General features: G+C 59.5%; 23 protein-coding genes. 10 read left to right on the plus strand and 13 right to left on the minus strand.

Going from position 1 to position 25,761, the window contains the following annotated elements:
- Positions 1 to 55: 55 nt before the first annotated feature.
- Positions 56 to 472 (minus strand): flagellar basal body-associated protein FliL, encoded by a 417-nt coding sequence (locus FQ182_RS01505; RefSeq protein WP_149412306.1) that lies wholly within the window; start codon positions 470 to 472, stop codon positions 56 to 58.
- 149 nt (positions 473 to 621) lie between these two features.
- Here FQ182_RS01505 and FQ182_RS01510 point away from each other — a divergent pair, with 149 nt between their 5' ends.
- Complete coding sequence (locus FQ182_RS01510) at positions 622 to 1,599, plus strand: NADPH:quinone oxidoreductase family protein (protein ID WP_149412307.1); 978 nt, start codon at positions 622 to 624, stop codon at positions 1,597 to 1,599.
- A gap of 210 nt (positions 1,600 to 1,809) precedes the next feature.
- Complete coding sequence (glpT, locus tag FQ182_RS01515) at positions 1,810 to 3,147, plus strand: glycerol-3-phosphate transporter (RefSeq protein ID WP_149412308.1); 1,338 nt, start codon at positions 1,810 to 1,812, stop codon at positions 3,145 to 3,147.
- Here the strand turns inward: glpT and FQ182_RS01520 are convergent.
- Complete coding sequence (locus tag FQ182_RS01520) at positions 3,144 to 3,797, minus strand: gamma-glutamylcyclotransferase (protein ID WP_149412309.1); 654 nt, start codon at positions 3,795 to 3,797, stop codon at positions 3,144 to 3,146. The genes glpT and FQ182_RS01520 overlap by 4 nt on opposite strands.
- Positions 3,798 to 3,825: 28 nt before the next feature.
- On the minus strand, positions 3,826 to 6,213 hold the full coding sequence (locus FQ182_RS01525) for a TonB-dependent siderophore receptor (protein WP_149412310.1): 2,388 nt from the start codon (positions 6,211 to 6,213) through the stop codon (positions 3,826 to 3,828).
- 325 nt (positions 6,214 to 6,538) lie between these two features.
- Here FQ182_RS01525 and FQ182_RS01530 point away from each other — a divergent pair, with 325 nt between their 5' ends.
- Positions 6,539 to 7,018, plus strand: coding sequence for a sn-glycerol-3-phosphate transporter (locus FQ182_RS01530; protein WP_149412311.1), 480 nt, complete (start codon positions 6,539 to 6,541; stop codon positions 7,016 to 7,018).
- A gap of 66 nt (positions 7,019 to 7,084) precedes the next feature.
- Here FQ182_RS01530 and FQ182_RS01535 read toward each other — a convergent pair whose 3' ends face one another.
- The 6 genes from FQ182_RS01535 to FQ182_RS01560 form a co-directional block, all read right to left on the minus strand.
- A complete protein-coding gene (locus tag FQ182_RS01535) occupies positions 7,085 to 8,053 on the minus strand; it encodes a CDP-6-deoxy-delta-3,4-glucoseen reductase (protein WP_149412312.1) in 969 nt (322 codons plus the stop codon).
- Positions 8,053 to 9,519 carry a 4-hydroxy-3-polyprenylbenzoate decarboxylase gene (gene ubiD, locus FQ182_RS01540; protein WP_133100840.1) on the minus strand — a complete coding sequence of 489 codons (1,467 nt, stop codon included), beginning with the start codon at positions 9,517 to 9,519 and terminating at the stop codon, positions 8,053 to 8,055. Before ubiD ends, FQ182_RS01535 begins: the two co-directional genes overlap by 1 nt.
- 90 nt (positions 9,520 to 9,609) lie before the next feature.
- A complete protein-coding gene (locus FQ182_RS01545) occupies positions 9,610 to 11,592 on the minus strand; it encodes an acyltransferase family protein (RefSeq protein WP_149412313.1) in 1,983 nt (660 codons plus the stop codon).
- Positions 11,593 to 11,750: 158 nt separating this feature from the next.
- Positions 11,751 to 13,010 carry a transcription termination factor Rho gene (rho, locus tag FQ182_RS01550; RefSeq protein WP_133100838.1) on the minus strand — a complete coding sequence of 420 codons (1,260 nt, stop codon included), beginning with the start codon at positions 13,008 to 13,010 and terminating at the stop codon, positions 11,751 to 11,753.
- 234 nt (positions 13,011 to 13,244) lie between these two features.
- Positions 13,245 to 13,574: a thioredoxin TrxA gene (trxA, locus tag FQ182_RS01555; RefSeq protein WP_133100837.1), complete on the minus strand. Its 330-nt coding sequence runs from the start codon at positions 13,572 to 13,574 to the stop codon at positions 13,245 to 13,247.
- Between the two features lie 121 nt (positions 13,575 to 13,695).
- Positions 13,696 to 14,391, minus strand: a complete 696-nt coding sequence (locus tag FQ182_RS01560; RefSeq protein ID WP_149412314.1) for a FadR/GntR family transcriptional regulator — start codon at positions 14,389 to 14,391, stop codon at positions 13,696 to 13,698.
- Positions 14,392 to 14,645: 254 nt separating this feature from the next.
- On the opposite strand from FQ182_RS01560, the gene FQ182_RS01565 reads away from it, so the two are divergent.
- The 5 genes from FQ182_RS01565 to ppx all read left to right on the plus strand — a co-directional run bounded on the left by FQ182_RS01565 (position 14,646) and on the right by ppx (position 19,083).
- A complete protein-coding gene (locus tag FQ182_RS01565) occupies positions 14,646 to 15,431 on the plus strand; it encodes a transporter substrate-binding domain-containing protein (protein ID WP_149412315.1) in 786 nt (261 codons plus the stop codon).
- 21 nt (positions 15,432 to 15,452) lie between these two features.
- Complete coding sequence (locus FQ182_RS01570) at positions 15,453 to 16,121, plus strand: amino acid ABC transporter permease (protein WP_149412316.1); 669 nt, start codon at positions 15,453 to 15,455, stop codon at positions 16,119 to 16,121.
- Positions 16,118 to 16,768 carry an amino acid ABC transporter permease gene (locus FQ182_RS01575; protein ID WP_133100833.1) on the plus strand — a complete coding sequence of 217 codons (651 nt, stop codon included), beginning with the start codon at positions 16,118 to 16,120 and terminating at the stop codon, positions 16,766 to 16,768. The genes FQ182_RS01570 and FQ182_RS01575 overlap by 4 nt, the downstream gene beginning before the upstream one ends.
- Positions 16,755 to 17,492 carry an amino acid ABC transporter ATP-binding protein gene (locus FQ182_RS01580; RefSeq protein ID WP_149412317.1) on the plus strand — a complete coding sequence of 246 codons (738 nt, stop codon included), beginning with the start codon at positions 16,755 to 16,757 and terminating at the stop codon, positions 17,490 to 17,492. The genes FQ182_RS01575 and FQ182_RS01580 overlap by 14 nt, the downstream gene beginning before the upstream one ends.
- Before the next feature lie 88 nt (positions 17,493 to 17,580).
- Positions 17,581 to 19,083 (plus strand): exopolyphosphatase, encoded by a 1,503-nt coding sequence (gene ppx, locus FQ182_RS01585; RefSeq protein WP_149412318.1) that lies wholly within the window; start codon positions 17,581 to 17,583, stop codon positions 19,081 to 19,083.
- A 100-nt stretch (positions 19,084 to 19,183) separates the two neighbouring features.
- On the opposite strand, the gene ppk1 is transcribed toward ppx, so the two are convergent.
- Together ppk1 and hemB are read right to left on the minus strand one after the other, a co-directional pair.
- Complete coding sequence (gene ppk1 / locus FQ182_RS01590) at positions 19,184 to 21,409, minus strand: polyphosphate kinase 1 (RefSeq protein WP_149412319.1); 2,226 nt, start codon at positions 21,407 to 21,409, stop codon at positions 19,184 to 19,186.
- Positions 21,410 to 21,427: 18 nt separating this feature from the next.
- Positions 21,428 to 22,441, minus strand: a complete 1,014-nt coding sequence (gene hemB / locus FQ182_RS01595; protein WP_149412320.1) for a porphobilinogen synthase — start codon at positions 22,439 to 22,441, stop codon at positions 21,428 to 21,430.
- A 207-nt stretch (positions 22,442 to 22,648) separates the two neighbouring features.
- On the opposite strand from hemB, the gene FQ182_RS01600 reads away from it, so the two are divergent.
- The gene (locus tag FQ182_RS01600; RefSeq protein ID WP_149412321.1) at positions 22,649 to 23,296 is read left to right on the plus strand and encodes a DedA family protein; all 648 of its coding nucleotides are present in this window, start codon (positions 22,649 to 22,651) and stop codon (positions 23,294 to 23,296) included.
- On the opposite strand, the gene FQ182_RS01605 is transcribed toward FQ182_RS01600, so the two are convergent.
- Positions 23,277 to 24,512 (minus strand): sterol desaturase family protein, encoded by a 1,236-nt coding sequence (locus tag FQ182_RS01605; protein WP_149412322.1) that lies wholly within the window; start codon positions 24,510 to 24,512, stop codon positions 23,277 to 23,279. The genes FQ182_RS01600 and FQ182_RS01605 overlap by 20 nt on opposite strands.
- 115 nt (positions 24,513 to 24,627) lie before the next feature.
- Here FQ182_RS01605 and elbB point away from each other — a divergent pair, with 115 nt between their 5' ends.
- Positions 24,628 to 25,293 carry an isoprenoid biosynthesis glyoxalase ElbB gene (gene elbB, locus FQ182_RS01610; RefSeq protein ID WP_149412323.1) on the plus strand — a complete coding sequence of 222 codons (666 nt, stop codon included), beginning with the start codon at positions 24,628 to 24,630 and terminating at the stop codon, positions 25,291 to 25,293.
- On the opposite strand, the gene FQ182_RS01615 is transcribed toward elbB, so the two are convergent.
- On the minus strand, positions 25,290 to 25,745 hold the full coding sequence (locus FQ182_RS01615; RefSeq protein ID WP_149412324.1) for a DUF188 domain-containing protein: 456 nt from the start codon (positions 25,743 to 25,745) through the stop codon (positions 25,290 to 25,292). The two genes, elbB and FQ182_RS01615, sit on opposite strands and share 4 nt — an antisense overlap.
- Positions 25,746 to 25,761: the final 16 nt, after the last annotated feature.

Consider the following 25,761-nt stretch of genomic DNA (forward strand, 5'->3'; position numbering starts at 1 on the left):
CTGTGGCGAGCGGGCTTGCCACAAAGGGCCCGCCGCACACAGCAATAGGGTGCGATTACTGGATGATCAGGTTGTTGAACAACAAATCCTCAACCATCGGTTTACCGGTCTCGTCGTTCATCACTTGCTGGGTCTGCTTCAAGGCTTCCTGACGCAGTTTTTCCTTCCCCTCGACGCTGCCCATGGCCTCGGCGGTTTGCTGGGTGAACAGGGCCACCAACTGATTACGAATCAACGGATCGTTGGCTTTGACCGCAGCAGCAGCCTCCGGCCCGGTCACGCGCAGGGCGATGTCAGCCTTGTACACCTTGAGTTTCGCAGTGCCGTCCAGGCCATAGTTGCCGACGAAGGGCGGCGTCAGGCTGATATAGCTCACCTTCGGCGCTTCGCCTTCCTTGGCTTCTTTGGCTTCTTCGGCATGGGCTGCCATTGGCAACGTCAGGGCCAGCATCAACAGGGTCCACGCTTTCACAGTTCATTCCTCAATTCGATTGCTCAGTAGCATAACGCTAGCAAGGCTGAGCACAAGCTTATGGCGACTTATCAGGCCAAGGTATGCTCGTTGACCCCTCGACTTACCCACCTACACTTATCGGCCAATACGCCAAAAGGAAGAGTCCGATGAAAGCCGTGCTGTGCAAAGCCTTCGGCCCCGCCGAAACCCTGGTGCTGGAAGACGTCGAAAGCCCGGCAATCAAGAAGAACGAAATCCTGCTGGATGTGCACGCCGCCGGGGTGAATTTCCCGGACACCTTGATCATCGAAGGCAAATACCAGTTCAAGCCGCCCTTCCCGTTTTCGCCGGGTGGTGAAGCGGCGGGCGTGGTCAGCGAAGTCGGGGAAAAGGTCAGCCACCTGAAAGTCGGCGACCGGGTCATGGCCTTGACCGGCTGGGGCAGCTTTGCCGAACAGGTCGCGGTACCGGGCTACAACGTGCTGCCAATCCCGCCAAGCATGGACTTTAACACCGCCGCCGCCTTCAGCATGACCTACGGCACGTCGATGCATGCCTTGAAACAGCGCGCCAACCTGCAAGCAGGGGAAACCCTGTTGGTACTGGGCGCGTCTGGCGGCGTTGGTCTAGCTGCTGTGGAAATCGGCAAGGCCATGGGCGCCCGGGTGATTGCTGCCGCCAGCAGCGCGCAAAAGCTCGCGGTGGCCAAGGCAGCCGGCGCTGATGAGTTAATCAACTACAGCGAAACCAGCCTCAAGGATGAAATCAAACGCCTGACCGACGGCAACGGCGCTGATGTGATCTACGACCCGGTGGGTGGCGATCTGTTTGACCAGGCCATCCGCGCCATCGCCTGGAACGGCCGGCTGCTGGTGGTGGGTTTTGCCAGCGGGCGCATCCCCGAGCTGCCGGTGAACCTGGCACTGCTCAAGGGCGCGGCAGTGGTCGGGGTGTTCTGGGGTTCGTTTGCCCAGCGCCAGCCCCAGGATAATGCGGCGAACTTTGCGCAGTTGTTTGGCTGGTATGCCGAGGGCAAGTTGAAGCCGTTGGTGTCGCAGGTGTATCCGCTCGACAACGCCGCCCAGGCGATCAATGACCTCGGCCAGCGCAAGGCGGTGGGCAAAGTCGTGGTTCAAGTCCGCTAACCCTGCCTTTCTGTGGGAGCGAGGGGGACGCCTAGTTCTTGCTCGCTCCTACCTTATTACGCCCCTAACTTATCCATTAGCGACATGTTCGTAAAAGAACATGCAATAGCTCCCAATTCCTGTGCTCCCAGATAAGAGGCGATGCTATTTTCGGTAACGAAACTGTAACATTCGCATCCGCAGTCAAAACAAGAAACTTGGAGCTCTTGAATGTTTGCTTTCTTTCGACCTGCCGCACACCAGGCGCCCCTGCCTAAAGAAAAAATAGACAGCACCTACCGACGCCTGCGCTGGCAGATCTTCGCCGGTATTTTCGTCGGTTACGCCGGGTACTACCTGCTGCGCAAAAACTTCTCCCTGGCCATGCCGTATCTGATCGACGAGGGTTACACCCGAGGCCAGTTAGGCCTGGCAATGTCGGCGATTGCAATTTCCTACGGCTTGTCCAAGTTCCTCATGGGCCTGATTTCCGACCGCTCCAACCCACGTTACTTCCTGCCCTTCGGCCTGCTGGTTTCCGCCGGGGTGATGTTCATTTTCGGTTTCGCACCTTGGGCGACGTCCAGCGTCACCATGATGTTCATTTTGCTGTTCATTAACGGCTGGGCCCAGGGCATGGGTTGGCCGCCAAGTGGGCGGACCATGGTGCACTGGTGGTCGCAGAAGGAACGCGGCGGCGTGGTGTCTGTGTGGAACGTGGCGCATAACGTCGGCGGCGGCCTGATCGGCCCGCTGTTCCTGCTGGGCATGGCCTTGTTCAACGACTGGCACGCGGCATTCTACGTCCCGGCCACCGTGGCTCTGCTGGTGGCGGCCTTTGCCTTCATCACCATGCGCGACACCCCGCAATCGGTAGGCCTGCCGCCGATCGAGCAATACAAAAACGATTACCCGGAAGGCTACGACGCCAGCCACGAAGAGGAATTCAGCGCCAAGGAAATCTTCGTCAAGTACGTGCTGCGCAATAAAATGCTCTGGTATATCGCCTTCGCCAACGTCTTCGTCTATCTGCTGCGCTATGGCGTACTGGACTGGGCGCCGACTTATTTGAAAGAAGCCAAGCACTTCGACGTCGATAAAACGTCCTGGGCCTATTTCCTCTACGAGTGGGCAGGGATTCCAGGCACGCTGTTGTGCGGCTGGATGTCAGACAAGATCTTCCGGGGCAACCGTGGCCTGACCGGCATTGTGTTTATGGCATTGGTGACGGTCGCGACCCTGGTTTACTGGCTCAACCCACCAGGCAACCCGATGGTCGACATGATCGCGCTGTTCTCCATCGGCTTCCTGATCTACGGCCCGGTGATGCTGATCGGCCTGCAGGCGCTGGAATTGGTACCGAAGAAAGCCGCTGGTACGGCGGCAGGCTTTACCGGCCTGTTCGGTTACCTGGGCGGTTCCGTGGCAGCCAGTGCAGCCATGGGCTACACCGTTGACCACTTCGGCTGGGATGGCGGTTTTGTGTTGCTGATCGGTGCGTGTCTGTTGGCGATTGCCTTCCTGATCCCCACCTTGTGGCACACCAATAGCGTCAGCAACGCGCGCTAGTCGACGGAGCAATCCTTCAAACAACGCTTGAGCCGCGCCTCCAGGTTTTTATCTGGCATGGCGTGGCTACGCAGGGCGTTGACGGTCTGCTCGACATAATCGCGCGTAGTGCCGTAACGCCCGCAAGCGCTTTCAAATACCTGGTTCAGCACGCTGTCCGGCAAGTTGCCGGCGTAGCTGGGCAGGTGCCGTTCCAGGACAAACCCCAACGCCTGCACCTGGCTGCCATCGGCAAGACGGCAGCTGAGCCAGTGCGGGCGGTAGGATGGAAACGGCATCTCGCGGCGCCACAGGGCGTAGAGCGACGCTTCCAGTTGCTCTTCCGGCAAGCGGTAGGCAAACCCGCTGCAGGAGCCGCCACGGTCCAGGCCAAACACCAGCCCCGGCAACTCCGGCGTGCCCCGATGCTCGTGGGACCACAGGTACAAGCCGCGATGATAACCATGTACCCGTCCCCGCACCCGCTCTACAGCTGAGCATTCAGGCCGCCAGATCAGCGAGCCATATGCGAATAGCCAGACCGGCCCACCCTTGTGCCGACCCATGGTGGCCTGCATCGAGCTCATCAACTGTTCGTGAGTGAGTTGCGGCCCAAGATCGAGCCGCGGAGGGTAAGCCAATTGCAAAAGATCAGATTCAATGGCGGTCATGGCGAATCGCTTAGGTCCCCCTTTTTAATTACCAATTGTATGCAACTTTACCGTAATAGAACGCGCCGCTGTAACCGTACGGCGAAAAAGTGCTATAGGCCAAGTTACCACCGCTACTCGCGTAGGCATTGAGCTTTTCCGGGTATTTGTCGGTGACGTTGTCGCCACCGACGGTGAAGGTCCAGTTCTTCAACTTGTAGTCCGCCGACAGGTCCAGCACCCAAGCGGCCTTGAAGGTTTGGTCGTTGACCTTGTCTGCCTGATAGCTGGTGAACTCGCCATAACGCACCAAGTTGCTGTGCAGCGCCCAGTTGCCGAAGCTCAGGTCGTTGCCCAGGCTCAACTTGTGTTGGGGAGTGGTATCACCCAGTAAACCGATGCGTTCGCGACGGTCCACCCGCACCAGGTTGACGCCCAGGTTATCCAGCACCGCCGGGTTAGCTTTTACGTCCGTGACCTTGGTGTGGTTGTAGTTGTAGCCGACGGTGCTGTTCCAGCGCACGCCGTTGTCCAGTGGGTAGCGATAGTTGGCCACCAGATCGACGCCGTCGGTGCTGGTGTCGGTGGCGTTGGTGAAGTAGCGGGCGCTGGTGTAGTTGATGTTGCCGACGCCATTGGCTTGCAGGTAAGCAATCGCAGCCGGGTTCAGCACCAGGTTCGACGACAGGCTGATGCGGTCACGGATGTCTATGCGGTAGACGTCGGCGGTCACCGTCAGGTTGTCGGTGGGCTCCAGCACCAGGCCGAGGCTGTAGTTGCGCGACTTCTCGGCCTCGAGGTCTTCGGCACCAAGCAGGCGGGCCACCTGACTGTTGGCCGGGAAGGTACCGGCTTCCTGCACGGTATTGCCGATCAGTTGCGATGAAGTGAAGGCAAAGTTTTGCTGGGCCAGGGACGGCGCTCGGAAACCATTGGAGACGCTGCCGCGCAAGGCCACTTGCGGAGTGAAGTCGTAACGGGCCGAGAGCGAGCCGCTGACGTTGGAGCCAAAGTCGCTGTAGTCCTCATGACGCACGGCGGCCGAGGCGCTGAGTTTTTCGGTGAAGTTGGTTTCCAGGTCCAGGTACTGGGCCCAGTTGTGCCGCGATGCAGTGCCGGCATCTGCCGCACGGAAACCGCCCAGGCCGGAACTGCCGGTCTGGTAGTAGGACGCTGGCTCGCCGGCCTCGATTTCGTAGCCCTGGTGCAGATATTCGCCACCAAAGGCCACCGATACCGGGTACGGCAACCAGCCCAGGTCGAACTCACGAGACAGGTCCAAGCTCACTTGCTTCTGGTCGTTGCTCAGGGTGCCGTTGTCGAACTTGCGTGGTGTCGCCAAGCCCAGGGAGGTGTTGATGGTCTCGGTGCCCAGTTCGTACTGGTTCTTGCCGTAGTTGGCCGACAAGTCGTAATGCCAGTCATAAGCCAGCAGGCCGCGCAGACCAACCACCAACGAGGTGTCTTCCAGGCTGCCGCGAATCAGCGGCAAGTAGCCGTTGGGGTTGAGTGCCGCAATGTTGTTGGAAGCGTTGCTCGCCCGGTAGAAGGCCGCCGTCTCACCGCGACGCTTGCTGTAGCCGCCGAAGGAGTAGAACTCGGCGGCTTCGTTGAAGGAATATTCGCCGTTGAACGCCAGCTTGCCTTCATTGGTCGACGGTTCGCCCTGGCGGAACACTCGCTGACCATAGGTGGTGGAGCCCACGCTGGCCGGGCGGTAATCGTTACCGGCGCGGTTGGTGTAATCGTTATCGGCGCCTTCGGCCGAGAGGTTGATAAAGCCGTTGTCCCCCAGCGCCAAGCCGGTGTTGCCGCTGATGTTGCGCTGGATGCCGTCGCCTTTTTTGTACTCGCCGAACTTGGTGGAGATTGAGCCGCCATGGTCGGCGTGCTTGAGGATGACGTTGATCACCCCGGCGATCGCGTCGGAGCCGTAGCGGGCGGAGGCGCCGTCGCGCAGTACTTCGATGTGGTCCACCGCCGACAGCGGGATCGCATTCAAATCCGCCGGTGCCGAACCTCGACCTACCGCACCGCCGAGGTTGACGAAGGCGCTGGTGTGACGACGCTTGCCGTTGACCAGCACCAGCACCTGATCCGGTGACAGGCCGCGCAGTTGCGCCGGGCGCACCAGTTCGGCACCGTCCACCAGGCTGGGGCGCGGGAAGTTGATGGAAGGGATCAAGCGCGCCAGCACGGCGCCCAACTCATCGGAACCGGTGCTGCGCAAGCTGTCGCCGGAAATCACGTCAATCGGTGACAGCGAGGCGCTGGCGGTGCGCTCTTGAGCGCGCGTACCGGTCACGATGACGGTGTCGAGTTTTGGTACATCGGCAGTGACCGTTTCGGCGGCTGCGACGGGACGAAATCCCACGGCGGCCAGCAAATTAGCCGACAAAATCGCCGTGTAAAGCAGGTGCTGCTTGTTGCTCCCCATACCGCTCCCCTTGGAATCAAAAGTCAGAACATCAATGCTCTGAGCTCATACGATCGATCCGTGTGGCAGACGGTGGCGGTCAGTGTCTGGTTATTGGCAGATAGTCGGTGGCCCGATATATATAGCTTAATGATATCTATTGGACAGAATAAATACCGTCTAGGAATAAGCAAAGGTATAAGCCCGTACACCCGCCCGTCAGGATTCAGCGACTCAATTCCGGTACTTTCAGCATCCGTTCAGCCTTTGTGCACCCCGAGCCTTCAAAATAGGCGTACGTCACGACCCACTTAGCCGTCACTCAACCGACTATCGAGGTCGCACCATGAAATACCGACTTTGCGGCCTGCTGCTTATTGCACAGGCCACCACTGCCCTGGCGGTCGAAACACCACCGACCGAAGATGACAAAGGCTTCTGGTACGTCCAGACCAGCGTCTACACCCGGCACTTTGCCCCAGACCCCGAGCACAACAACAACCAGGACCTGATTGGCCTGGAGCGCAATGAAGCTTCGGGCCTGGTGTATGGCGGGGCGACGTTTCGCAACTCGTTCAGTCAGCGGTCCTACTACGCCTATGCCGGCAAGCGCTATGACATGACCGACTATCCGGTGTACCTGAAGCTGACCGGCGGGGTGATCCAGGGCTATCGCGGCAAGTACCGCGACAAGATCCCGCTGAACCGTTTTGGCGTGGCGCCGGTGATCATTCCGTCAGTGGGCGTTAACTATGGGCCTGTGGCCGGGGAGTTTGTGTTGCTGGGGTTTAATGCGGCGATGGTGACGACGGGGCTGCGGTTTTGATTGCTGTGGCGAGCGGGCTTTCCACAACAAGCCCGTTCGCCACAGGATACTCGGCAGCCTTTGAGGTTAGGACCTTGGGGCATAGGCAAACACATCGGCACGCATCTGGTGCGCATCCATGCCGGCCGTCACCAACGCATCCAGCGTGGCATAGATCATCGCCGGGGAACCGCTGGCGTAGACATGCACGGCCTTGAGTTCGCTGATGTCTTCGCACACTGCTTCATGCAACATTCCGCAGCGCCCTTCCCAACCGCAAAGGTCGCTGACCACTTTGTGCAGGAACAGGTTGGACAGTTGCTTCCACTGCTCCCAATGCTCGATCTGATAAAAGTCGTCGGGACGACGCACGCCCCAATACAGGTGCACCGGGTGTTTGAAACCGCTGGCCCGGCAATGTTCGATCAGGCTGTGCATCTGCGCCATGCCGGTACCGGCGGCGATCAACACCAGCGGCCCGTCGGGCAATTCCGCCAGGTGAGTATCACCAAACGGAAATTCGACCCGCGCCATCTGGTTGCGTTGCAACTGCTCGATCAGGCTACGGGCACTGTCTTCGCGGACCAGCACATGCAGCTCAAGCTCACGTCCACCGTGGGGGGCCGAGGCCAGTGAAAACGCCGACTTCTCGCCGTTTTCCCGCTCAATCATCAAGTACTGCCCGGCGTGATAACGCACTGGCTTGCCGGCCGGCGCCCGCAAGCGGACGCGCCAGACATCACCGCCGATGTCCACGCACTCGCTCAGTTGGCACGACAGCTTGCGCACGGGCAACTCTCCCGGCGCCAACACGCCATCCCATAGAACGATGCAATCCTCCAGCGGCTCGGCAATGCAGGTATAGAATTCGCCATGGTCACGCACCTCGCCGGCCTGCTGCACGCGGCCCTCGACCAGCAGTGCCGCGCACACGTGGCACACGCCGTTGCGACAGGCCTGGGGGCAATCGTAGCCCAGGCGCCGCGCGCCATCGAGAATCCGCTCACCGGGCACAAGCTCAAGTACCGCACCGGAAGGCTGCAGGGTTACACGCATCAATCTATTCCTAATTCTTTCCAGAGCGCATCGATACGAGCAGTCACCGCCTCGTCCTTGACGATCACCCGGCCCCACTCGCGGGTGGTTTCACCCGGCCATTTATGGGTGGCATCCAGGCCCATTTTTGATCCCAGGCCTGATACCGGCGAGGCGAAGTCGAGGTAGTCGATTGGCGTGTTGTCGATCATCACCGTGTCGCGCTTGGGGTCCATGCGCGTGGTAATGGCCCAGATCACGTCATTCCAGTCCCGGGCGTTGATGTCGTCGTCGGTCACAATAACGAACTTGGTGTACATGAACTGTCGTAAAAACGACCAGACACCGAGCATTACCCGCTTGGCGTGGCCCGGATACGACTTCTTCATGGTCACGATGGCCATGCGATACGAGCAACCTTCAGGCGGCAGGTAGAAGTCGGTGATTTCCGGAAACTGCTTCTGCAGGATAGGCACGAATACTTCGTTCAGCGCCACGCCGAGAATCGCCGGCTCATCGGGCGGGCGGCCCGTGTAGGTGCTGTGGTAGATCGGCTTGATCCGGTGGGTGATGCGCTCGACGGTGAACACTGGGAAGCTGTCGACTTCGTTGTAGTAGCCGGTGTGGTCGCCATACGGACCTTCAGCAGCCATCTCCCCGGGATGTATCACGCCTTCGAGGATAATTTCGGCAGTCGCCGGCACTTGCAGGTCGTTGCCACGGCACTTCACCAGCTCGGTGCGATTACCGCGCAGCAATCCGGCAAAGGCGTATTCGGACAGGCTGTCGGGCACCGGCGTCACCGCGCCGAGGATGGTTGCCGGGTCTGCGCCCAGGGCCACGGCGACCGGGAACGGTTTGCCGGGATGCTTCTCGCACCACTCGCGATAATCCAGCGCACCACCTCGGTGACTCAGCCAACGCATGATGACCTTGTTGCGGCCGATCACTTGCTGACGGTAAATGCCGAGGTTCTGGCGGTCCTTGTTCGGGCCCTTGGTAACGGTCAGGCCCCAGGTGATCAGCGGGCCAACGTCGCCGGGCCAGCAGGTTTGCACCGGAAGCATGCCAAGGTCGACGTCATCGCCTTCGATGACGACTTCCTGGCATACCGCATCCTTGACCACCTTGGGGGCCATGGCAATGATCTTGCGGAAGATCGGCAGCTTCGACCAGGCGTCTTTCAGGCCCTTGGGTGGCTCGGGCTCCTTGAGGAAGGCCAGCAGCTTGCCAATCTCGCGCAACTCGCTGACCGCTTCGGCACCCATGCCAAAGGCCACTCGCTCGGGGGTGCCGAACAGGTTGCCGAGCACCGGAATATCAAAGCCCACCGGTTTTTCGAACAGCAACGCCGGGCCCTTGTTACGCAAGGTGCGGTCGCAAATCTCAGTCATTTCCAGGACCGGGGAAATCGGCACCTGGATACGTTTCAACTCTCCGCGCTGCTCAAGTTGCTGCACGAAATCCCGAAGATCCTTGAATTTCATTAACCATGCCACCCGTAAAATAGGCGTACATCCTACCTGCTCTGAGGGCGGCTGGCAGCTTATCGCGGTGCAATTGAGTGCCGCGCACGCTTAATTGGCCGTCAGCCCTCGCGATTGCAGCGAACTGAACAACGGCTCCAGAAAACCCTCAATGTAGCGCGCGCCCACCTCGGAAATGTGGTTGTCGTCGGTATACAGCGCCTGGCCATTGAGTTCGACCCGGCACAGGCTGTCGATAGCACACAACCGGGACGCAGGGTCCAACGCTACGACGCCTGAGTCGGCGGCGGCCATCTGATCGAACAACTGGTTGATGAACCCCTGGCGCTGCAAGTGCTGAGCCAGCGGTAATCCTTGGCCTTCCACCGGCCGATGGAGCATCGCCAGACGGCTCAGGCGGTACGGCACGCTAAACTCCTGCAGCGGCACTTCCTTGACCAGCCAGACCCGATGCCCTGCGGCGCGCAACCCGGCGACGCGCTCACGCATGCCCTCGGCGAAACGCTGTTCGGCAATAGCCTGCACGTAGTGGCCGGTGGCCGGGTCCTTGAGCGCATGCTCTTTGTCACCAGACGCCTGCCCATAAACGTATAGGCTCCAACGGGCCACCAGCACCACATCGCTGAAGGTTTGCTGGACCAGGACCTCCTGCACGCGCTGGTTGAAATGCGCACAACGGGGAATACCTTCCAGGCCTGCAAGGGGCACGCAGCCGGCAAAACTGGCCTGAACCAGGCTGATATCGTGTTTCTGCGCCCCATCCTCAAGGGCCGGGATCAACGCCGTGGCATGGCTGTCGCCCCAGACCAGGGCGGAAACCGAGCGACTCTTGGGCCCGAAATGGCAGAAAAGCCGGTCATCAGGGGTGTCCTTCTCGGCCAGGCACGCCAACAGTTCCGGGCTCCACTCTTTGGCCTGGGCATAACGCAACGCCTCCTCGGACAGCCGCCAGGGCAAGCCATCGGTCCAGCGCAACGCTTGCCCGGCCAGGCCGATACAAAGAATGCCGACGCCCGCCGCAGCCAATATCGCCTTGCGTCCCGCCAACAAACGCTTTTCCCGGAACGGGCTTTCCACCAGCCGCCAGGACAGGTAACCCAGTCCCAGGGTCAACATAATCAGCCCAGCGAGCTCGAACGGCCCCAGACCATCGACGCTGGCATAACTGGCAAAAACAAACACTGGCCAATGCCACAGGTACCAGGAATAGGAAATCAGCCCCAGCCCCACCAGCACTCGCGTGCCCAGCAGCCGTCCCATCAGCGTTTGCTGATGTCCGTTGGCCCATATCAGCCCGACCACGCCCAGCACCGGCAGCAACGCCGCCACACCTGGAAATGGCGTGCGGGGGTCAAAACAGAACACCGCCACCAGGATCAGCACCATGGACACCAGGCTGACGCCTTGAGCCAGGGCCGGTGATGCGCGCCAGTTACGCTTGGGCTGTACCGCCAGCATGGCACCGGCAAGTAGCTCCCAGGCTCGCATCGGCAGCAGGAAGAAGGCTTTTTCCGGGTGATAAGCCACGGCCCAGACACTGAGCCCGAACGACACCAGCAACACCGCGAACAACGCCGTGCGCCAGTGTTTCAAGTAACGAGACAGCAGCGCCAGTAACAGCGGAAACAGGATGTAGAACTGCTCCTCCACCGCCAGCGACCAAGTGTGCAGCAAGGGCTTGAGGTCGGACGCCACGTCAAAGTAGCCGTCCTGACGCATAAACAGCAGGTTGGAGGTGAACAGCACCTGATAGCGCACCGAACGCCCCAGCTCTTCATAGTCCTTGGGCGCCAGCAGAAACCAGCCCATCAGCAGCGCCGCGATCATCATCACGAACAGCGCAGGCAGGATGCGCCGGGCACGACGGGCCCAGAAATCCACGAAACTGAAACGATTGGATTGGCGCTCGCGCCAGATGATGGAAGTGATCAAGTAGCCAGAAATCACAAAGAACACGTCGACGCCAATAAAGCCGCCTGTGAACCCTGGAACGCCAAAATGGAATAACACTACAGCGATTACAGCTATTGCGCGCAGGCCGTCGATATCCCGTCGGTAAGCAAATGTGGTCATAAAGTCTTATTGTCAGTCAGATGCGAATGGGGTGAGCGTAGACGTGCTCACCTTTTTTGTTTCTTAACAGACACGCATAGTGCCTAAACCTCCCTCTCTCGACACAAAAAAAATAGCGCCCCGTAGGGCGCCATCTTTTTTCGACCTGAAAAGTCGCGTTACTTGCGCTTCATCGACAAGAAAAACTCGTCGTTGGTCTTGGTTTGTTTCAACTTGTCGATCAGGAACTCGATGGCGGCTACTTCGTCCATCGGGTGCAGCAGCTTGCGCAGGATCCACATGCGTTGCAGTTCGTCGTCGGCAGTCAGCAACTCTTCGCGGCGGGTGCCGGAGCGGTTGATGTTGATGGCCGGGAAGACGCGTTTTTCAGCGATCTTACGATCCAAAGGCAATTCCATGTTGCCGGTACCTTTGAATTCTTCGTAGATCACTTCATCCATCTTCGAGCCGGTTTCAACCAGCGCGGTGGCGATGATGGTCAGCGAGCCGCCTTCTTCGATGTTCCGTGCGGCGCCGAAGAAACGTTTAGGTTTCTCCAGGGCGTGGGCATCGACACCACCGGTGAGGACCTTGCCGGAGCTCGGGATCACGGTGTTATAGGCACGGGCCAGACGGGTGATGGAGTCGAGCAGAATCACCACGTCCTTCTTGTGCTCGACCAGGCGCTTGGCCTTCTCGATCACCATTTCGGCAACCTGCACGTGGCGGGTTGGCGGCTCATCGAACGTCGAGGCAACCACTTCGCCGCGCACGGTGCGCTGCATTTCGGTCACTTCTTCCGGACGCTCATCGATCAACAATACGATCAGGTGAACTTCAGGATTGTTACGAGCGATGTTCGCTGCGATGTTCTGCAGCATGATGGTCTTGCCAGCCTTCGGTGGCGCGACGATCAGGCCACGCTGGCCTTTACCGATCGGGGCGCACAGGTCGATGACACGACCGGTCAAGTCTTCGGTGGAACCGTTGCCGGCTTCCATCTTCATGCGCACGGTCGGGAACAGCGGCGTCAAGTTCTCGAAGAGAATCTTGTTTTTCGCGTTCTCGGGACGATCGTAGTTGATCGTATCGACCTTGAGCAGGGCGAAATAACGCTCGCCTTCCTTCGGAGGACGGATCTTGCCAACGATGGTGTCACCGGTGCGCAAGTTGAAGCGACGGATCTGGCTCGGCGAGACGTAGATATCGTCTGGACCGGCAAGATAGGAAGCGTCTGCAGAGCGGAGGAAGCCGAAGCCGTCCTGGAGGATCTCCAGCACGCCATCACCGGAGATTTCCTCGCCGCTTTTCGCGTGCTTTTTCAACAAGGAGAAAATCACGTCCTGCTTGCGCGAACGGGCCATATTTTCTATGCCCATCTGTTCGGCCAATTCGAGCAGTTCGGTAATCGGCTTTTGCTTGAGTTCAGTCAGATTCATATAGGAATGACGTAATCATTTATGGAGGGGGGGAATTAAGCTTTGGGCTTAATGAGGCCGCGCCGCAGAGAAGGCGACAGAATCGCGTACTAATCGAAAAGAAGAGCGTCGGCGACGGCTTGCAGGGGGCAGTGGAGAAACCAGTGCGGGACCGAATGTACCACCTGAGTTTCAGAGCGTCTAGCCCTGACTTACGAAAAAGCCCCGCAATTTGCGGGGCTTTTTTTACGACGCTTAGATGTTGGCGTCGAGGAATGCTTGCAACTGGGACTTGGACAGTGCGCCGACCTTGGTGGCTTCGACGTTGCCGTTCTTGAACAGCATCAGCGTCGGGATACCACGCACGCCATGCTTGGCCGGGGTTTCCTGGTTGTCGTCGATGTTCAGCTTGGCAATGGTCAGTTTGCCTGCGTAAGTGGTAGCAATGTCGTCCAGGACCGGAGCGATCATTTTGCAAGGACCACACCATTCAGCCCAGTAGTCAACCAGCACCGGGCCTTGGGCCTGAAGTACTTCTGCCTCAAAGGTCGCGTCGGTGACGTGCTTGATAAGATCGTTGCTCATGGATGTCTCCGGGTTGTAAGCAAAAAAAACGTTGCCCATCATAGCTGCCCTTCCCTCGTTCAGGAAGCCGCCTCTGATTGAGTCTTGCTATGGTGGTGCATGAGTTTGGGTATAGCCCAACTTAAGGTGCGACGGGAGTAATGAAGGCAATTCCTGTACGCAACGCCGCATTGCGTACGTGTTCCTGCATGGTTTTCTGCGCCACCCCGCTAGCGCGCCGGGCCAGCGCCCGGAGAATCTTGCGGTGCTCCTGCCAGGTTTCCATGGCACGCTCCGGCCGGATGAACGGTAGCTTCTGGCTCTCCAGAAACACCTCGGCACTGGCACTGAGAATGCTGAGCATCGCCTGATTGCCGCTGGCCTGGAGGATGTGCTGGTGGAATTCGAAGTCTAGCCGGGCCGACGCCTCAAAGTCGCCGATCTTGAACTCCTTGCGCATCGCCTCGACATTATCTTCCAGGAGATCCAGCTCATCGGTGGTCAACGTCACCGCCGCCAGCCCCGCCGCGAACCCTTCCAGGGCGTAGCGCAGTTGAAAGATGTCCAGCGGCGTGGCCTGCGCAGCAAAAGGCCAGGCCAGCCCCGGGGTTTCCTCGGGCGCTTGTACGAACACACCTTTACCTGGCTGCACACTGACCACGCCCAAAGCGCTGAGGGAAGACAAGGCTTCGCGCAACGAGGCGCGACTCACGCCCAATTGCAGCGCCAGGTCGCGCTGGGAGGGCAGCGCATCGCCCGGCCCGAAACCCTCTTCAGCGATCAGTTTGCGGATGGCTTGCAACGCCACCTCCGGTACGGCCTGCGCGATGGAATTCATAAAAACTCAAGTTTCCAGTCAACTGATCGGCTAGTTGTAAAGCTATTCGCACCAGCCGGCAAGCCACGCCCTAAAGGGGCTCGTGGGGTTTTGGCAACGCTCGAAAAGGGTGCAAAAAGCGCAGTAACTGTTCAGACCAGTAAGACCGCCGTAGCTCAACAAGTACCGATCTTTCAGCCGATCCAGGCAGTGATGGCATGGGCTGTGCACTGGCAGAAATCAGAAAATCCCTTCGCCCTTTTCGGAGAGTTGCCATGACCAAGCGTTGCAGCGTCCTGCTCACTGCCCTGTTTGCCAGCCTGATGCTGAGCCAGGCGCCCGCACAGGCTGACAGCCTGGACGATATCGTTGCCCGTGGCACCCTCAAGGTCGCCGTGCCTCAGGACTTCCCGCCGTTTGGTTCGGTAGGACCCGACATGAAGCCTCGCGGCCTGGATATCGATACCGCAAAACTGTTGGCCGACCAGCTCAAGGTCAAGCTGGAACTGACCCCAGTCAACAGCACCAATCGCATTCCGTTCCTGACCACCGGCAAGGTCGACCTAGTGATTTCCAGCCTGGGCAAGAATCCGGAGCGGGAAAAAGTCATCGATTTCTCCAAAGCTTATGCGCCGTTCTACCTGGCGGTCTTCGGTCCGCCTGACGCCACGATCAGCACCCTCGACGACCTCAAGGGCAAAACCATCAGCGTGACCCGTGGTGCCATCGAAGACATCGAGCTGACCGCCGTCGCGCCCAAAGAAGCCACCATCAAGCGCTTTGAAGACAACAATTCAACCATCGCCGCCTACCTCGCAGGCCAGGTAGACCTGATCGCCAGCGGCAACGTGGTCATGGTGGCCATCAGCGCGCGCAATCCCAAGCGCGTGCCGGCACTGAAAGTGAAGCTCAAGGACTCGCCGGTCTACGTGGGCGTGAACAAGAACGAGCCAGCGCTGCTGGACAAGGTCAACCAGATCCTGGTCGCGGCCAAGGCCGACGGCAGCCTGGAAAAGAACGCAAAACTGTGGCTCAAAGAGCCGCTGCCAACTGATCTCTAATCGCTGCGAAGAGGGTTAGATATGGCCTATCAATTTGACTTTGTGCCAGTCCTGGCCAATACCGATCTGTTGCTGCGCGGCGCGCTGTTCACACTTGAGCTGACCGCCATCGGCGCGGTGCTGGGCGTCGCCCTGGGGATCGCCGGGGCAGTGGTGCGGGCGTGGAAGATCCAGCCGTTTTGCTGGATCTTCGGGGTGTATGTCGAATTGATCCGCAATACGCCGTTCCTGGTGCAGTTGTTTTTCATCTTCTTCGGTTTGCCCTCCCTCGGCCTGCAGATTTCCGAATGGCAGGCGGCTGTACTGGCGATGGTGATCAACCTGGGGGCCTACTCCACGGAGATTATCCGTGCCGGCATCCAGGCCATTCCTCGTGGACAGCTGGAAGCCGCGGCGGCGCTGGCGATGACCCGCTTCGAGGCGTTCCGCCATGTGGTGCTGCTGCCGGCGCTGGGCAAGGTCTGGCCCGCCCTGAGCAGCCAGATCATTATCGTAATGCTCGGCTCGGCAGTCTGTTCGCAAATCGCCACTGAGGAGTTGAGCTTTGCCGCCAACTTTATCCAGTCGCGCAACTTCCGCGCTTTTGAAACCTATGCCCTGACCACCCTGGTCTACCTGTGCATGGCGTTGATGATCCGTCAGTTACTCAATTGGATCGGCCGCCGCTATGTGATGAGAAACAGTCGATGAGTGATTTTTCCTTCTGGGACATCGTGCGCAACCTGCTCACCGGCCTGCAATGGACCCTGCTGCTGTCGCTGGTAGCGTTTATTGGTGGCGGCCTGATCGGTTTGCTGGTGATGACGATGCGCATCAGCACCAAGGCGTTCCCACGCAACGTCGCGCGTACTTACATCGAACTGTTCCAGGGCACGCCGCTGTTGATGCAGCTGTTTTTGGTGTTCTTCGGCGTGGCCCTGCTGGGGATTGATATCTCACCCTGGCTGGCGGCGGCGATTGCCTTGACCCTGTTTACCAGCGCCTACCTGGCGGAGATCTGGCGTGGCTGCGTCGAATCCATCGTCCACGGGCAATGGGAAGCGTCGGCGAGCCTGGCCCTCAACCCGTATGAGCAACTTCGCTACGTGATCTTGCCCCAAGCCCTGCGCATCGCCGTGGCGCCCACCGTAGGTTTCTCGGTGCAGGTGGTCAAAGGCACCGCCGTGACCTCGATCATCGGCTTCACCGAACTGACCAAGACCGGCGGCATGCTCGCCAATGCCACCTTCGAACCCTTCATGGTCTATGGCCTGGTGGCGCTGGGTTACTTCCTGCTCTGCTACCCCTTGTCCCTCAGTGCGCGCTACCTGGAAAGGAGACTGCATGCCTCTGCTTAGAATTTCTGCCCTGCATAAGTATTACGGCGATCACCATGTGCTCAAGGGTATCGACCTGACGATCGAAGAAGGCCAGGTGGTCGCGATCATCGGCCGCAGCGGCTCGGGAAAATCCACTTTGCTGCGCACCCTCAACGGCCTGGAGTCGATCAACGATGGCGTGATCGAGGTCGATGGCGAATACCTCGACGCCGCCCGTGCCGACCTGCGCAGCCTGCGGCAGAAAGTCGGCATGGTATTCCAGCAGTTCAACCTGTTCCCCCATCTGACGGTGGGTGAAAACGTCATGCTCGCGCCGCAGGTGGTGCAGAAAGTGCCCAAGGCCAAGGCCGCACAGCTGGCGAGGCAGATGCTGGAACGGGTTGGGTTGGGGGAGAAGTTCGATGCTTTCCCCGATCGCCTGTCCGGCGGCCAGCAACAGCGTGTGGCCATCGCCCGTGCGCTGGCAATGTCGCCCAAGGTGTTGCTGTGCGACGAAATCACCTCGGCGCTGGACCCGGAGCTGGTCAACGAAGTGCTCAGCGTGGTCCGCCAACTGGCCAAGGACGGCATGACCCTGATCATGGTCACCCACGAGATGCGTTTTGCCCGGGAGGTGGGTGACAAACTGGTGTTCATGCACCAGGGCAAGGTGCACGAAGTCGGCGACCCGAAGGTGCTGTTTGCCAACCCGCAGACAGCTGAACTGGCCAACTTCATCGGTTCGGTGGAAGAGCCGGGCTGACCAGCTCAAAATTCCCCAGGCACTACGCGTTGGCGTCAGCGTTTGATCGTGGCACGATGGCGAGGTTATCGACCGAGATCCCCTACCCATGCCGCAATCCCAAGCCAAGAATCTGTCCCTGATCGCCGCCATCGACCTGGGCTCCAACAGCTTTCACATGGTCGTGGCCAAGGCCCAGAACGGCGAGATCCGTATCCTTGAGCGGCTCGGTGAAAAGGTGCAACTGGCTGCCGGGATCGACGAAGAGCGCAAGCTCAACGAAGAATCCATGCAGCGCGGGCTCGATTGCCTCAAGCGCTTTGCCCAACTGATCAACGGCATGCCTCCGGGCGCCGTGCGAATTGTCGGCACCAACGCCCTCAGGGAAGCCCGTAACCGTGGCGAATTCATCCGTCGCGCCGAAGAAATCCTGGGGCATCCGGTAGAAGTCATTTCTGGTCGTGAAGAAGCACGCCTGATTTACCTCGGCGTGTCCCACACCCTGGCCGACACCCCTGGCAAGCGCCTGGTGGCAGACATCGGCGGCGGCAGTACCGAGTTCATCATCGGCCAACGCTTTGAACCCTTGCTGCGCGAAAGCCTGCAGATGGGTTGCGTCAGCTACACCCAGCGTTATTTCAAGGATGGCAAGATCACCCCGGCCCGCTATGCCCAGGCGTATACGGCGGCGCGGCTGGAGATCATGAGCATCGAACATGCCCTGCATCGCCTGACCTGGGGTGAAGCCATCGGCTCATCCGGCACCGTCCGCGCCATTGGCCTGGCCCTGAAGGCCGGCGGCCACGGCACCGGCGAGGTCAATGCCGAAGGCCTGGCCTGGCTCAAGCGCAAGATTTTCAAATTGGGCGACGCCGAAAAAATCGACTTCGACGGCATCAAGCCTGACCGCAGGGCGATCTTCCCCGCCGGCCTGGCGATCCTCGAAGCGATTTTCGACGCCCTTGAACTGCAACGCATGGATCACTGTGATGGCGCCCTGCGCGAAGGCGTGCTCTACGACCTGCTGGGCCGCCATCACCACGAAGACGTCCGTGAACGCACCCTGGGCTCCCTGATGGAGCGCTACCACGTCGACCTCAAACAAGCGGAGCGAGTCGAGCGCAAGGCGCTGCATGCCTTCGACCAGGTGGCCGAGGATTGGGACCTGGCAGACGGCGTCTGGCGTGAATTGCTGGGCTGGGCGGCCAAGGTCCATGAAGTGGGCCTGGACATCGCCCACTATCATTACCACAAGCACGGCGCCTACCTGATCGAACACTCGGACCTGGCCGGTTTCTCCCGGGAAGACCAGCAAATGCTTGCGCTCCTGGTACGCGGCCATCGCCGCAATATCCCCAAGGACAAGTTCGCCGAGTTCGGTGCCGAGGGCATCAAGCTGATTCGCCTGTGCGCCCTGCTGCGGTTTGCAATTTTGTTCCACCACATTCGTGGCACCCAGGAAATGCCTCAGGTCACCTTGCGCGCGCACGGTGACAACCTCGATGTGGTGTTCCCGAAAAACTGGCTGAACGAAAACCAACTGACCCAGGCGGATTTCGCCCAGGAAGCGGAGTGGCTGACGCGGGTTGGGTTTAGCCTGAACGTGCGTTGATCTGTGGCGAGGGGCTTGCTCCCTCGCCACATTGAGAGTTACCCGCCCCAATCAAAAACGGCCCTCGCAAGGGCCGTTTTTTGTCAGGCTTAAAAGAGTCTCAACGAACGTTCAACACCGGGCTGCCCAACCGCTCCAGCAACGTCGCCTGGGCGCTGCGTGGGTTCTGGTTGCCGGTTGGCGTGTTGCGCACGTAGCGACCGTCCGACTGCAGGCTCCAGCTGTGGGTGTTATCGGTGAGATAACTCTCCAGTTCCTTCTTAACCCGCATGATCAGCTTCTTGCCTTCCACCGGGAAGCAAGTCTCCACACGTTTGTCGAGGTTGCGCTCCATCCAGTCGGCACTGGAGAGGAACATCTGCTCCTCGCCGCCGTTGAGAAAGTAGAACACCCGCGTGTGCTCCAGGAAGCGGCCGATGATCGAGCGCACATGGATGTTATGGGAGACCCCGGCGATGCCCGGCCGCAGGCAGCACATGCCACGCACCACCAAGTCGATGCGCACGCCAGACTGGCTTGCCTTGTACAGCGCGCGGATGATTTTCGGATCAGTCAGCGAGTTGAACTTGGCGATGATGTGTGCCGACTTGCCGTCGAGGGCGAACTGGGTTTCCCGGGCAATCATGTCGAGCATGCCCTTTTTCAGGGTGAACGGCGCGTGCAGCAGCTTCTTCATGCGCAACGTCTTGCCCATGCCGATCAACTGGCTGAACAGTTTGCCGACGTCTTCGCACAATGCATCGTCGGAGGTCAGCAGGCTGTAGTCGGTGTAGAGTTTGGCGTTACCAGCGTGGTAGTTACCGGTGCCCAAGTGGGCGTAACGCACGATTTCGCCGGCTTCACGACGCAGGATCAGCATCATCTTGGCGTGGGTCTTGAAGCCGACCACGCCGTAGATCACCACCGCACCGGCCGCTTGCAGACGGCTGGCCAGTTGCAGGTTGGATTCTTCATCGAAGCGCGCGCGCAATTCGATCACTACAGTGACTTCCTTGCCGTTACGCGCGGCGTCCACCAGCGCATCGACGATTTCCGAGTTGGCGCCGCTGCGATACAGGGTCTGGCGCACCGCCAACACATGCGGGTCCTTGGCAGCCTGGCGCAGCAAGTCGACCACCGGGGTGAACGACTCAAAGGGGTGCAGCAGCAAGATGTCTTGCTTGCTGACCATGCTGAAAATGTTCTCGCTGTTTTGCAGCAGTTTCGGGATCTGCGGGGTAAAGGGGATGTATTGCAGCTCCGGATGGCTGTCCAGGCTGGTGATGCTGAACAGGCGCGTCAGGTTCACCGGGCCGTTGACCTGGTACAACTCGGTCTCGGCGAGGTTGAACTGCTTGAGCAAATAGTCGGACAGGTGCTTGGGGCAGGTGTCCACCACTTCCAGGCGCACTGCATCGCCGTAGCGACGGGAGAACAATTCGCCGCGCAAGGCGCGGGCCAGGTCTTCGACGTCTTCGGTGTCTACCGCAAGGTCCGCGTTACGGGTCAGGCGGAACTGGTAGCAGCCCTTGACCTTCATGCCCTGGAACAGGTCATCGGCGTGGGCGTGGATCATCGATGAAAGGAACACATAGTTATCGCCAGCACCCCCAACCTCTTCGGGCACCTTGATGATTCGCGGCAACAGACGCGGTGCCGGAATGATCGCCAGGCCCGAATCGCGACCGAAGGCGTCGATACCTTCCAACTCAACAATGAAGTTCAGGCTCTTGTTCACCAGCAGCGGGAACGGGTGCGTCGGGTCCAGGCCGATCGGGGTGATGATCGGTGAGATCTCGTCACGGAAATAGCGACGCACCCAAGTCTTGAGCTTGACGGTCCAGTTGCGGCGACGAATGAAGCGGACCTGATGTTTTTCCAGTTCCGGCAACAGGATGTCGTTGAGGATGGCGTATTGACGATCAACATGACCATGCACCAACTCGCTGATGCGGGCCAAGGCCTGGTGCGGTTGCAGGCCATCGGCACCGGCCTGTTCGCGGGCGAAGGTGATCTGTTTCTTGAGGCCAGCGACACGAATCTCGAAGAACTCGTCCAGGTTGCTGGAGAAAATCAGCAGGAACTTCAGTCGCTCCAGCAGCGGGTAGGACTCATCCAGCGCCTGTTCCAGCACGCGAATGTTGAATTGCAGTTGCGACAGCTCGCGATGGATGTAGAGGCTGCTGTCATCCAGGTTCGGAATCACGATCGCAGGCGCCACCACCACCGGCGGTTCCGCGATCACGGCAGGCGGCGCGGGCTCCAGTACCGACGGGGTTTCGGCAACTGGTTCGACCACCGGGTGAGCGTCTTTTACGGCAACTTCTGTGAGTCCTTCGGTATTCATCGAGTGTTCCTGTGAGGGCTATTTTTGCTCTCTAAGCAATTGGGCGGCACGGACGGCAAAGTAAGTCAGGATGCCATCAGCTCCCGCACGTTTAAAGGCAGTCAAGGATTCAAGAATCACCCCTTCACTCAACCAACCATTCTGGATCGCGGCCATGTGCATGGCGTACTCACCGCTAACCTGATAGACAAAGGTCGGCACCTTGAATTCATCTTTGACGCGGTAAAGGATATCCAGGTACGCCATGCCGGGCTTGACCATAACCATATCGGCGCCTTCGGCCAAGTCTGCCGCCACTTCGTGCAGGGCTTCGTGGCTGTTGGCCGGGTCCATCTGGTACGAGGCCTTGTTGGCCTTGCCCAGGTTAAGCGCCGAGCCGACCGCATCGCGGAACGGGCCGTAATAGGCGCTGGCGTACTTGGCCGAGTAGGCCATGATCCGCACGTTGACGTGATCGGCCAGCTCCAGGGCTTCGCGGATCGCCTGGATTCGACCGTCCATCATGTCCGATGGAGCAACCACCTGAGCGCCCGCCGCCGCATGGGATAGAGCTTGCTTGACCAGTGCATCGACGGTGATGTCGTTCTGCACATAACCGTCTTCGTCCAGGATGCCATCCTGCCCATGTGTGGTGAACGGGTCCAGGGCCACGTCGGTAATCACCCCAAGCTCCGGGAAACGCTCGCGCAGGGCACGAGTGGCGCGCTGGGCGATGCCTTCGGGGTTCCAGGCTTCGCCGGCGTCCAGTGACTTGAGTTCGGATGGCGTCACCGGGAATAGCGCCAGCGCCACAATTCCCAACTCGACCCAGTGCACAGCTTCTTCAAGCAACAGATCAATGGTCAAGCGCTCGACACCAGGCATCGACGCCACCGCTTCCCGACGGTTTTCACCGTCCAGCACAAATACCGGCAGGATCAAATCATCCACCGTCAGGACGTTTTCACGAACCAGACGGCGAGAAAAATCATCACAGCGGTTGCGGCGCAGACGCGTGGCAGGGAACAAGCGGTTGGCGGGAGTGAAGCTCACGGCAGACTCCTGAGCCCGTGTTGACGGGCGAGCGTGACAGTTATAAGCGGCCATTATGACGAAGGAATGACAGTTGTGCTTAGCCATGCGACCTGTAGTCGCATTCGCAGTTTTTGTAGGAATTGTTCACTTCGTGACACATCTCGATACTTTCATGAATGTTCACGAAGGCGTAGGCTGCGCGTTCATTTCGCTAGCACCCAGACAATGCTCCAACAACTTCTGCATGACTTCGGCTATTTTGCCCTCTTCCTAGGCACGTTCTTCGAAGGCGAAACCATCTTGGTGCTCGCAGGCTTCCTGGCGTTCCGCGGATACATGGATATCAACCTGGTGGTGGTCATTGCCTTTTGCGGCAGCTACGCCGGCGACCAGCTGTGGTATTTCCTGGGGCGCAAGCATGGCCGCAAACTGCTGGCACGCAAGCCGCGCTGGCAACTGCTGGGTGACAAGGCGCTGGAGCATATCCGCAGGCATCCGGACATTTGGGTGCTGAGTTTCCGTTTTGTCTACGGCCTGCGCACCGTCATGCCGGTGGCCATCGGTCTGTCGGGCTATCCGCCGGGACGTTACCTGCTGCTTAACGGCATCGGTGCGGCGATCTGGGCGACTGCGCTGGGCGCTGCGGCCTACCACTTCGGCGCGGTACTTGAAGGCATGCTGGGCAGCGTCAAGAAATACGAACTGTGGGTGCTGGGCGCCTTGCTGGTACTGGGCCTGGGCCTGTGGATCCGTCGCCGCATCAAGAACGCCCGCCTGATCCGGGAAGCCTGCGCTGCCGAAAAGGTTCGCCTGGCAGAAGAACAGTTGAGCGAACCGCAAACATCCAACACGCCTAAGACGCCAGTCGAGTAAGCCGGTCTCTGCAACAGTAGAGGCCGATGACGCTAAGCAAGCTGTAGCTGAGCAGCCCCAGCCAGCTCAGCGAACTGGCCGGCCATAGCCCGACCAGCGGCGCCAGCCACACCAACGGCACGTTCAGCGCCAGTCGCACAAGCTCAGCCTTCAATGCCCATGGGCGATTCTCCAAAGCCACGCCCAGCGTAAACAACCCCAATGCCATCGCGCTCCAGCCCAATACCAGGGCCGCAGTCGGCATTGCTTCGCCAAAATTCATCAGATAGCTGCCAAATCCTACATAAGCGGCGAATTGCAGGGCGACATAAATCTGCTGGCGCGCATCCAACGGCACCTCGAATTTGCGGAACTGGCTCAGGTCCGGCTTGGCCAGCGGGTACTTGGCCTTCACGTCCGCCGGGCGCCAACCGGTGCGCATGAACCAGATGCGTAGCTTGTCCCACCTACTTTCGGTGCGCCGGGCATCGCTCCACAGCTGTGCATAAAACTGCAGGTTAGCCCACAGCGGGTTCCAACTGGCCAGCGGCGTGGTCACGCCAAAGATGACCGGCTCGTTTTCGTCTTCCTCCTGGAAGGAGCCAAACAGCCGGTCCCAAATAATGAACACACCGCCGTAGTTGCGATCCATGTAGAGAGCGTTCTGCGCATGGTGAGCCCGATGATTGGACGGCGTGACGAAAAACCACTCGAACCAGCCAAGCTTGGGCACATGGCGGGTGTGGACCCAGAATTGATACAGCAGGTTGAGGGACGCTACGCTGATAAATACCACCAGCGGCACGCCGAGCACGGTCAGCGGCAGGTAGAAGATCCAGCTCAGCAGAAAGCCGGTGCTGGTCTGGCGCAAGGCCGTGGTGAGGTTGTAATCCTCGCTCTGGTGATGCACCGAATGCGCGGCCCAGAGGATGTTGCGCTCGTGGCCACAGCGATGCAGCCAGTAGTAACAGAAGTCATAGAAGACAAAGGCAAATACCCACGTCCAGACGCTTTGGGCCGAGAGTTCGATGACTGCCAGGTGCTTGAGGGCAAACGCATAGGTCAACAGCCCCACACCTTTGGTCAGCAACCCCGTGGTGGTGGAAAGCACGCCGGTGCTGAGACTGTTAATGGCGTCCGCCACCCGATAGTTGCGCTCACCGCGCCAACGGTCGGCCAGCAGCTCGACCACGATCAGCGCAATGAAAAACGGTACCGCGTAAGGAACGAAGTCCATGGGCAAGTCCGGTCAATTATTGTTACATCAAGATTAGGTGTAGCGGCTTGAGATCCCATTGGCAACGAGTGACAAATTAGTAGACATTTAACGCCATGAATCAGGAGAAATGCCCATGAGCAAAAAGATTGCAGTGATCCTTTCCGGCTGTGGCGTGTACGACGGCGCTGAAATCCATGAAAGCGTAATCACCCTGCTGCGCCTGGACCAACGCGGCGCTCAGGTGCAGTGCTTTGCACCCAATATTGCGCAGTTGCATGTGATCAACCATCTGACCGGCGAAGAAATGCCCGAATCACGCAACGTGCTGGTGGAATCGGCGCGCATTGCCCGGGGCCAGGTGAAGGATATTCGAGAAGCCCGCGCCGAAGAGTTTGACGCGCTGATCGTGCCCGGCGGTTTTGGCGCGGCGAAAAACCTGTCGAACTTCGCTATTGAAGGCGCCGGGTGCAGCGTCAATCCGCAGGTGCTGGAACTGGCTGAAGCCTTTGCTGAAGCAGGCAAGCCGGTGGGGCTGATCTGCATCTCGCCGGCCTTGGCGGCGAAGATCTACGGCCCTGGCGTGATCTGCACCATCGGCAACGACGCCGACACAGCGGCGGCCATGGACAAGATGGGTGCGACTCACCAGGAATGTACCGTGGATGAGATTGTCGAAGACAAGGCCCGCAAACTGGTGAGCACCCCGGCTTACATGCTGGGGCAGAACATCAGTGAAGTGGCCTCAGGGATCAACAAACTGGTGGACCGCGTGCTGGAACTGACCCACGAGAACGATTAATCGGTGCGCATCAACCGGATCAAGATCCGGTCCAGGGCATTGGCGAAGGCTTGCTTCTCCCGTTCACCGTGAGGCGGCGGACCGCCGCCCATCTGGCCCTGCTCCCGCAGATCAGTGAACAGGTTGCGCACTGCCAGCCGCTCGCTCATGTTCTGCGGGCTGAACTCCTTGCCGCGAGGGTCGAGAGCAGTCACGCCGTTTTTCACCAGGCGATCCGCCAACGGCACATCGCTGCAAATCACCAGTTCACCAGGCACCGCGTGTTCCACCAGGTAATCATCGGCGGCGTCCGGGCCGATGGGCACGACGATCAGCTTCACGCACGAAAAACTCGGCTTGATCTGGCTCTGTCCGGCCACCAACACCACTTCAAACTGGCGCTTGAGAGCGAATTTCACCACCTGATCCTTGGCCGCCCGAGGGCAGGCGTCGGCGTCGATCCAGACTCGCATGGGTATTTCCTTTTGA

The organism is Pseudomonas sp. ANT_H4 (assembly GCF_008369295.1).
Taxonomy (GTDB): Bacteria; Pseudomonadota; Gammaproteobacteria; order Pseudomonadales; family Pseudomonadaceae; genus Aquipseudomonas.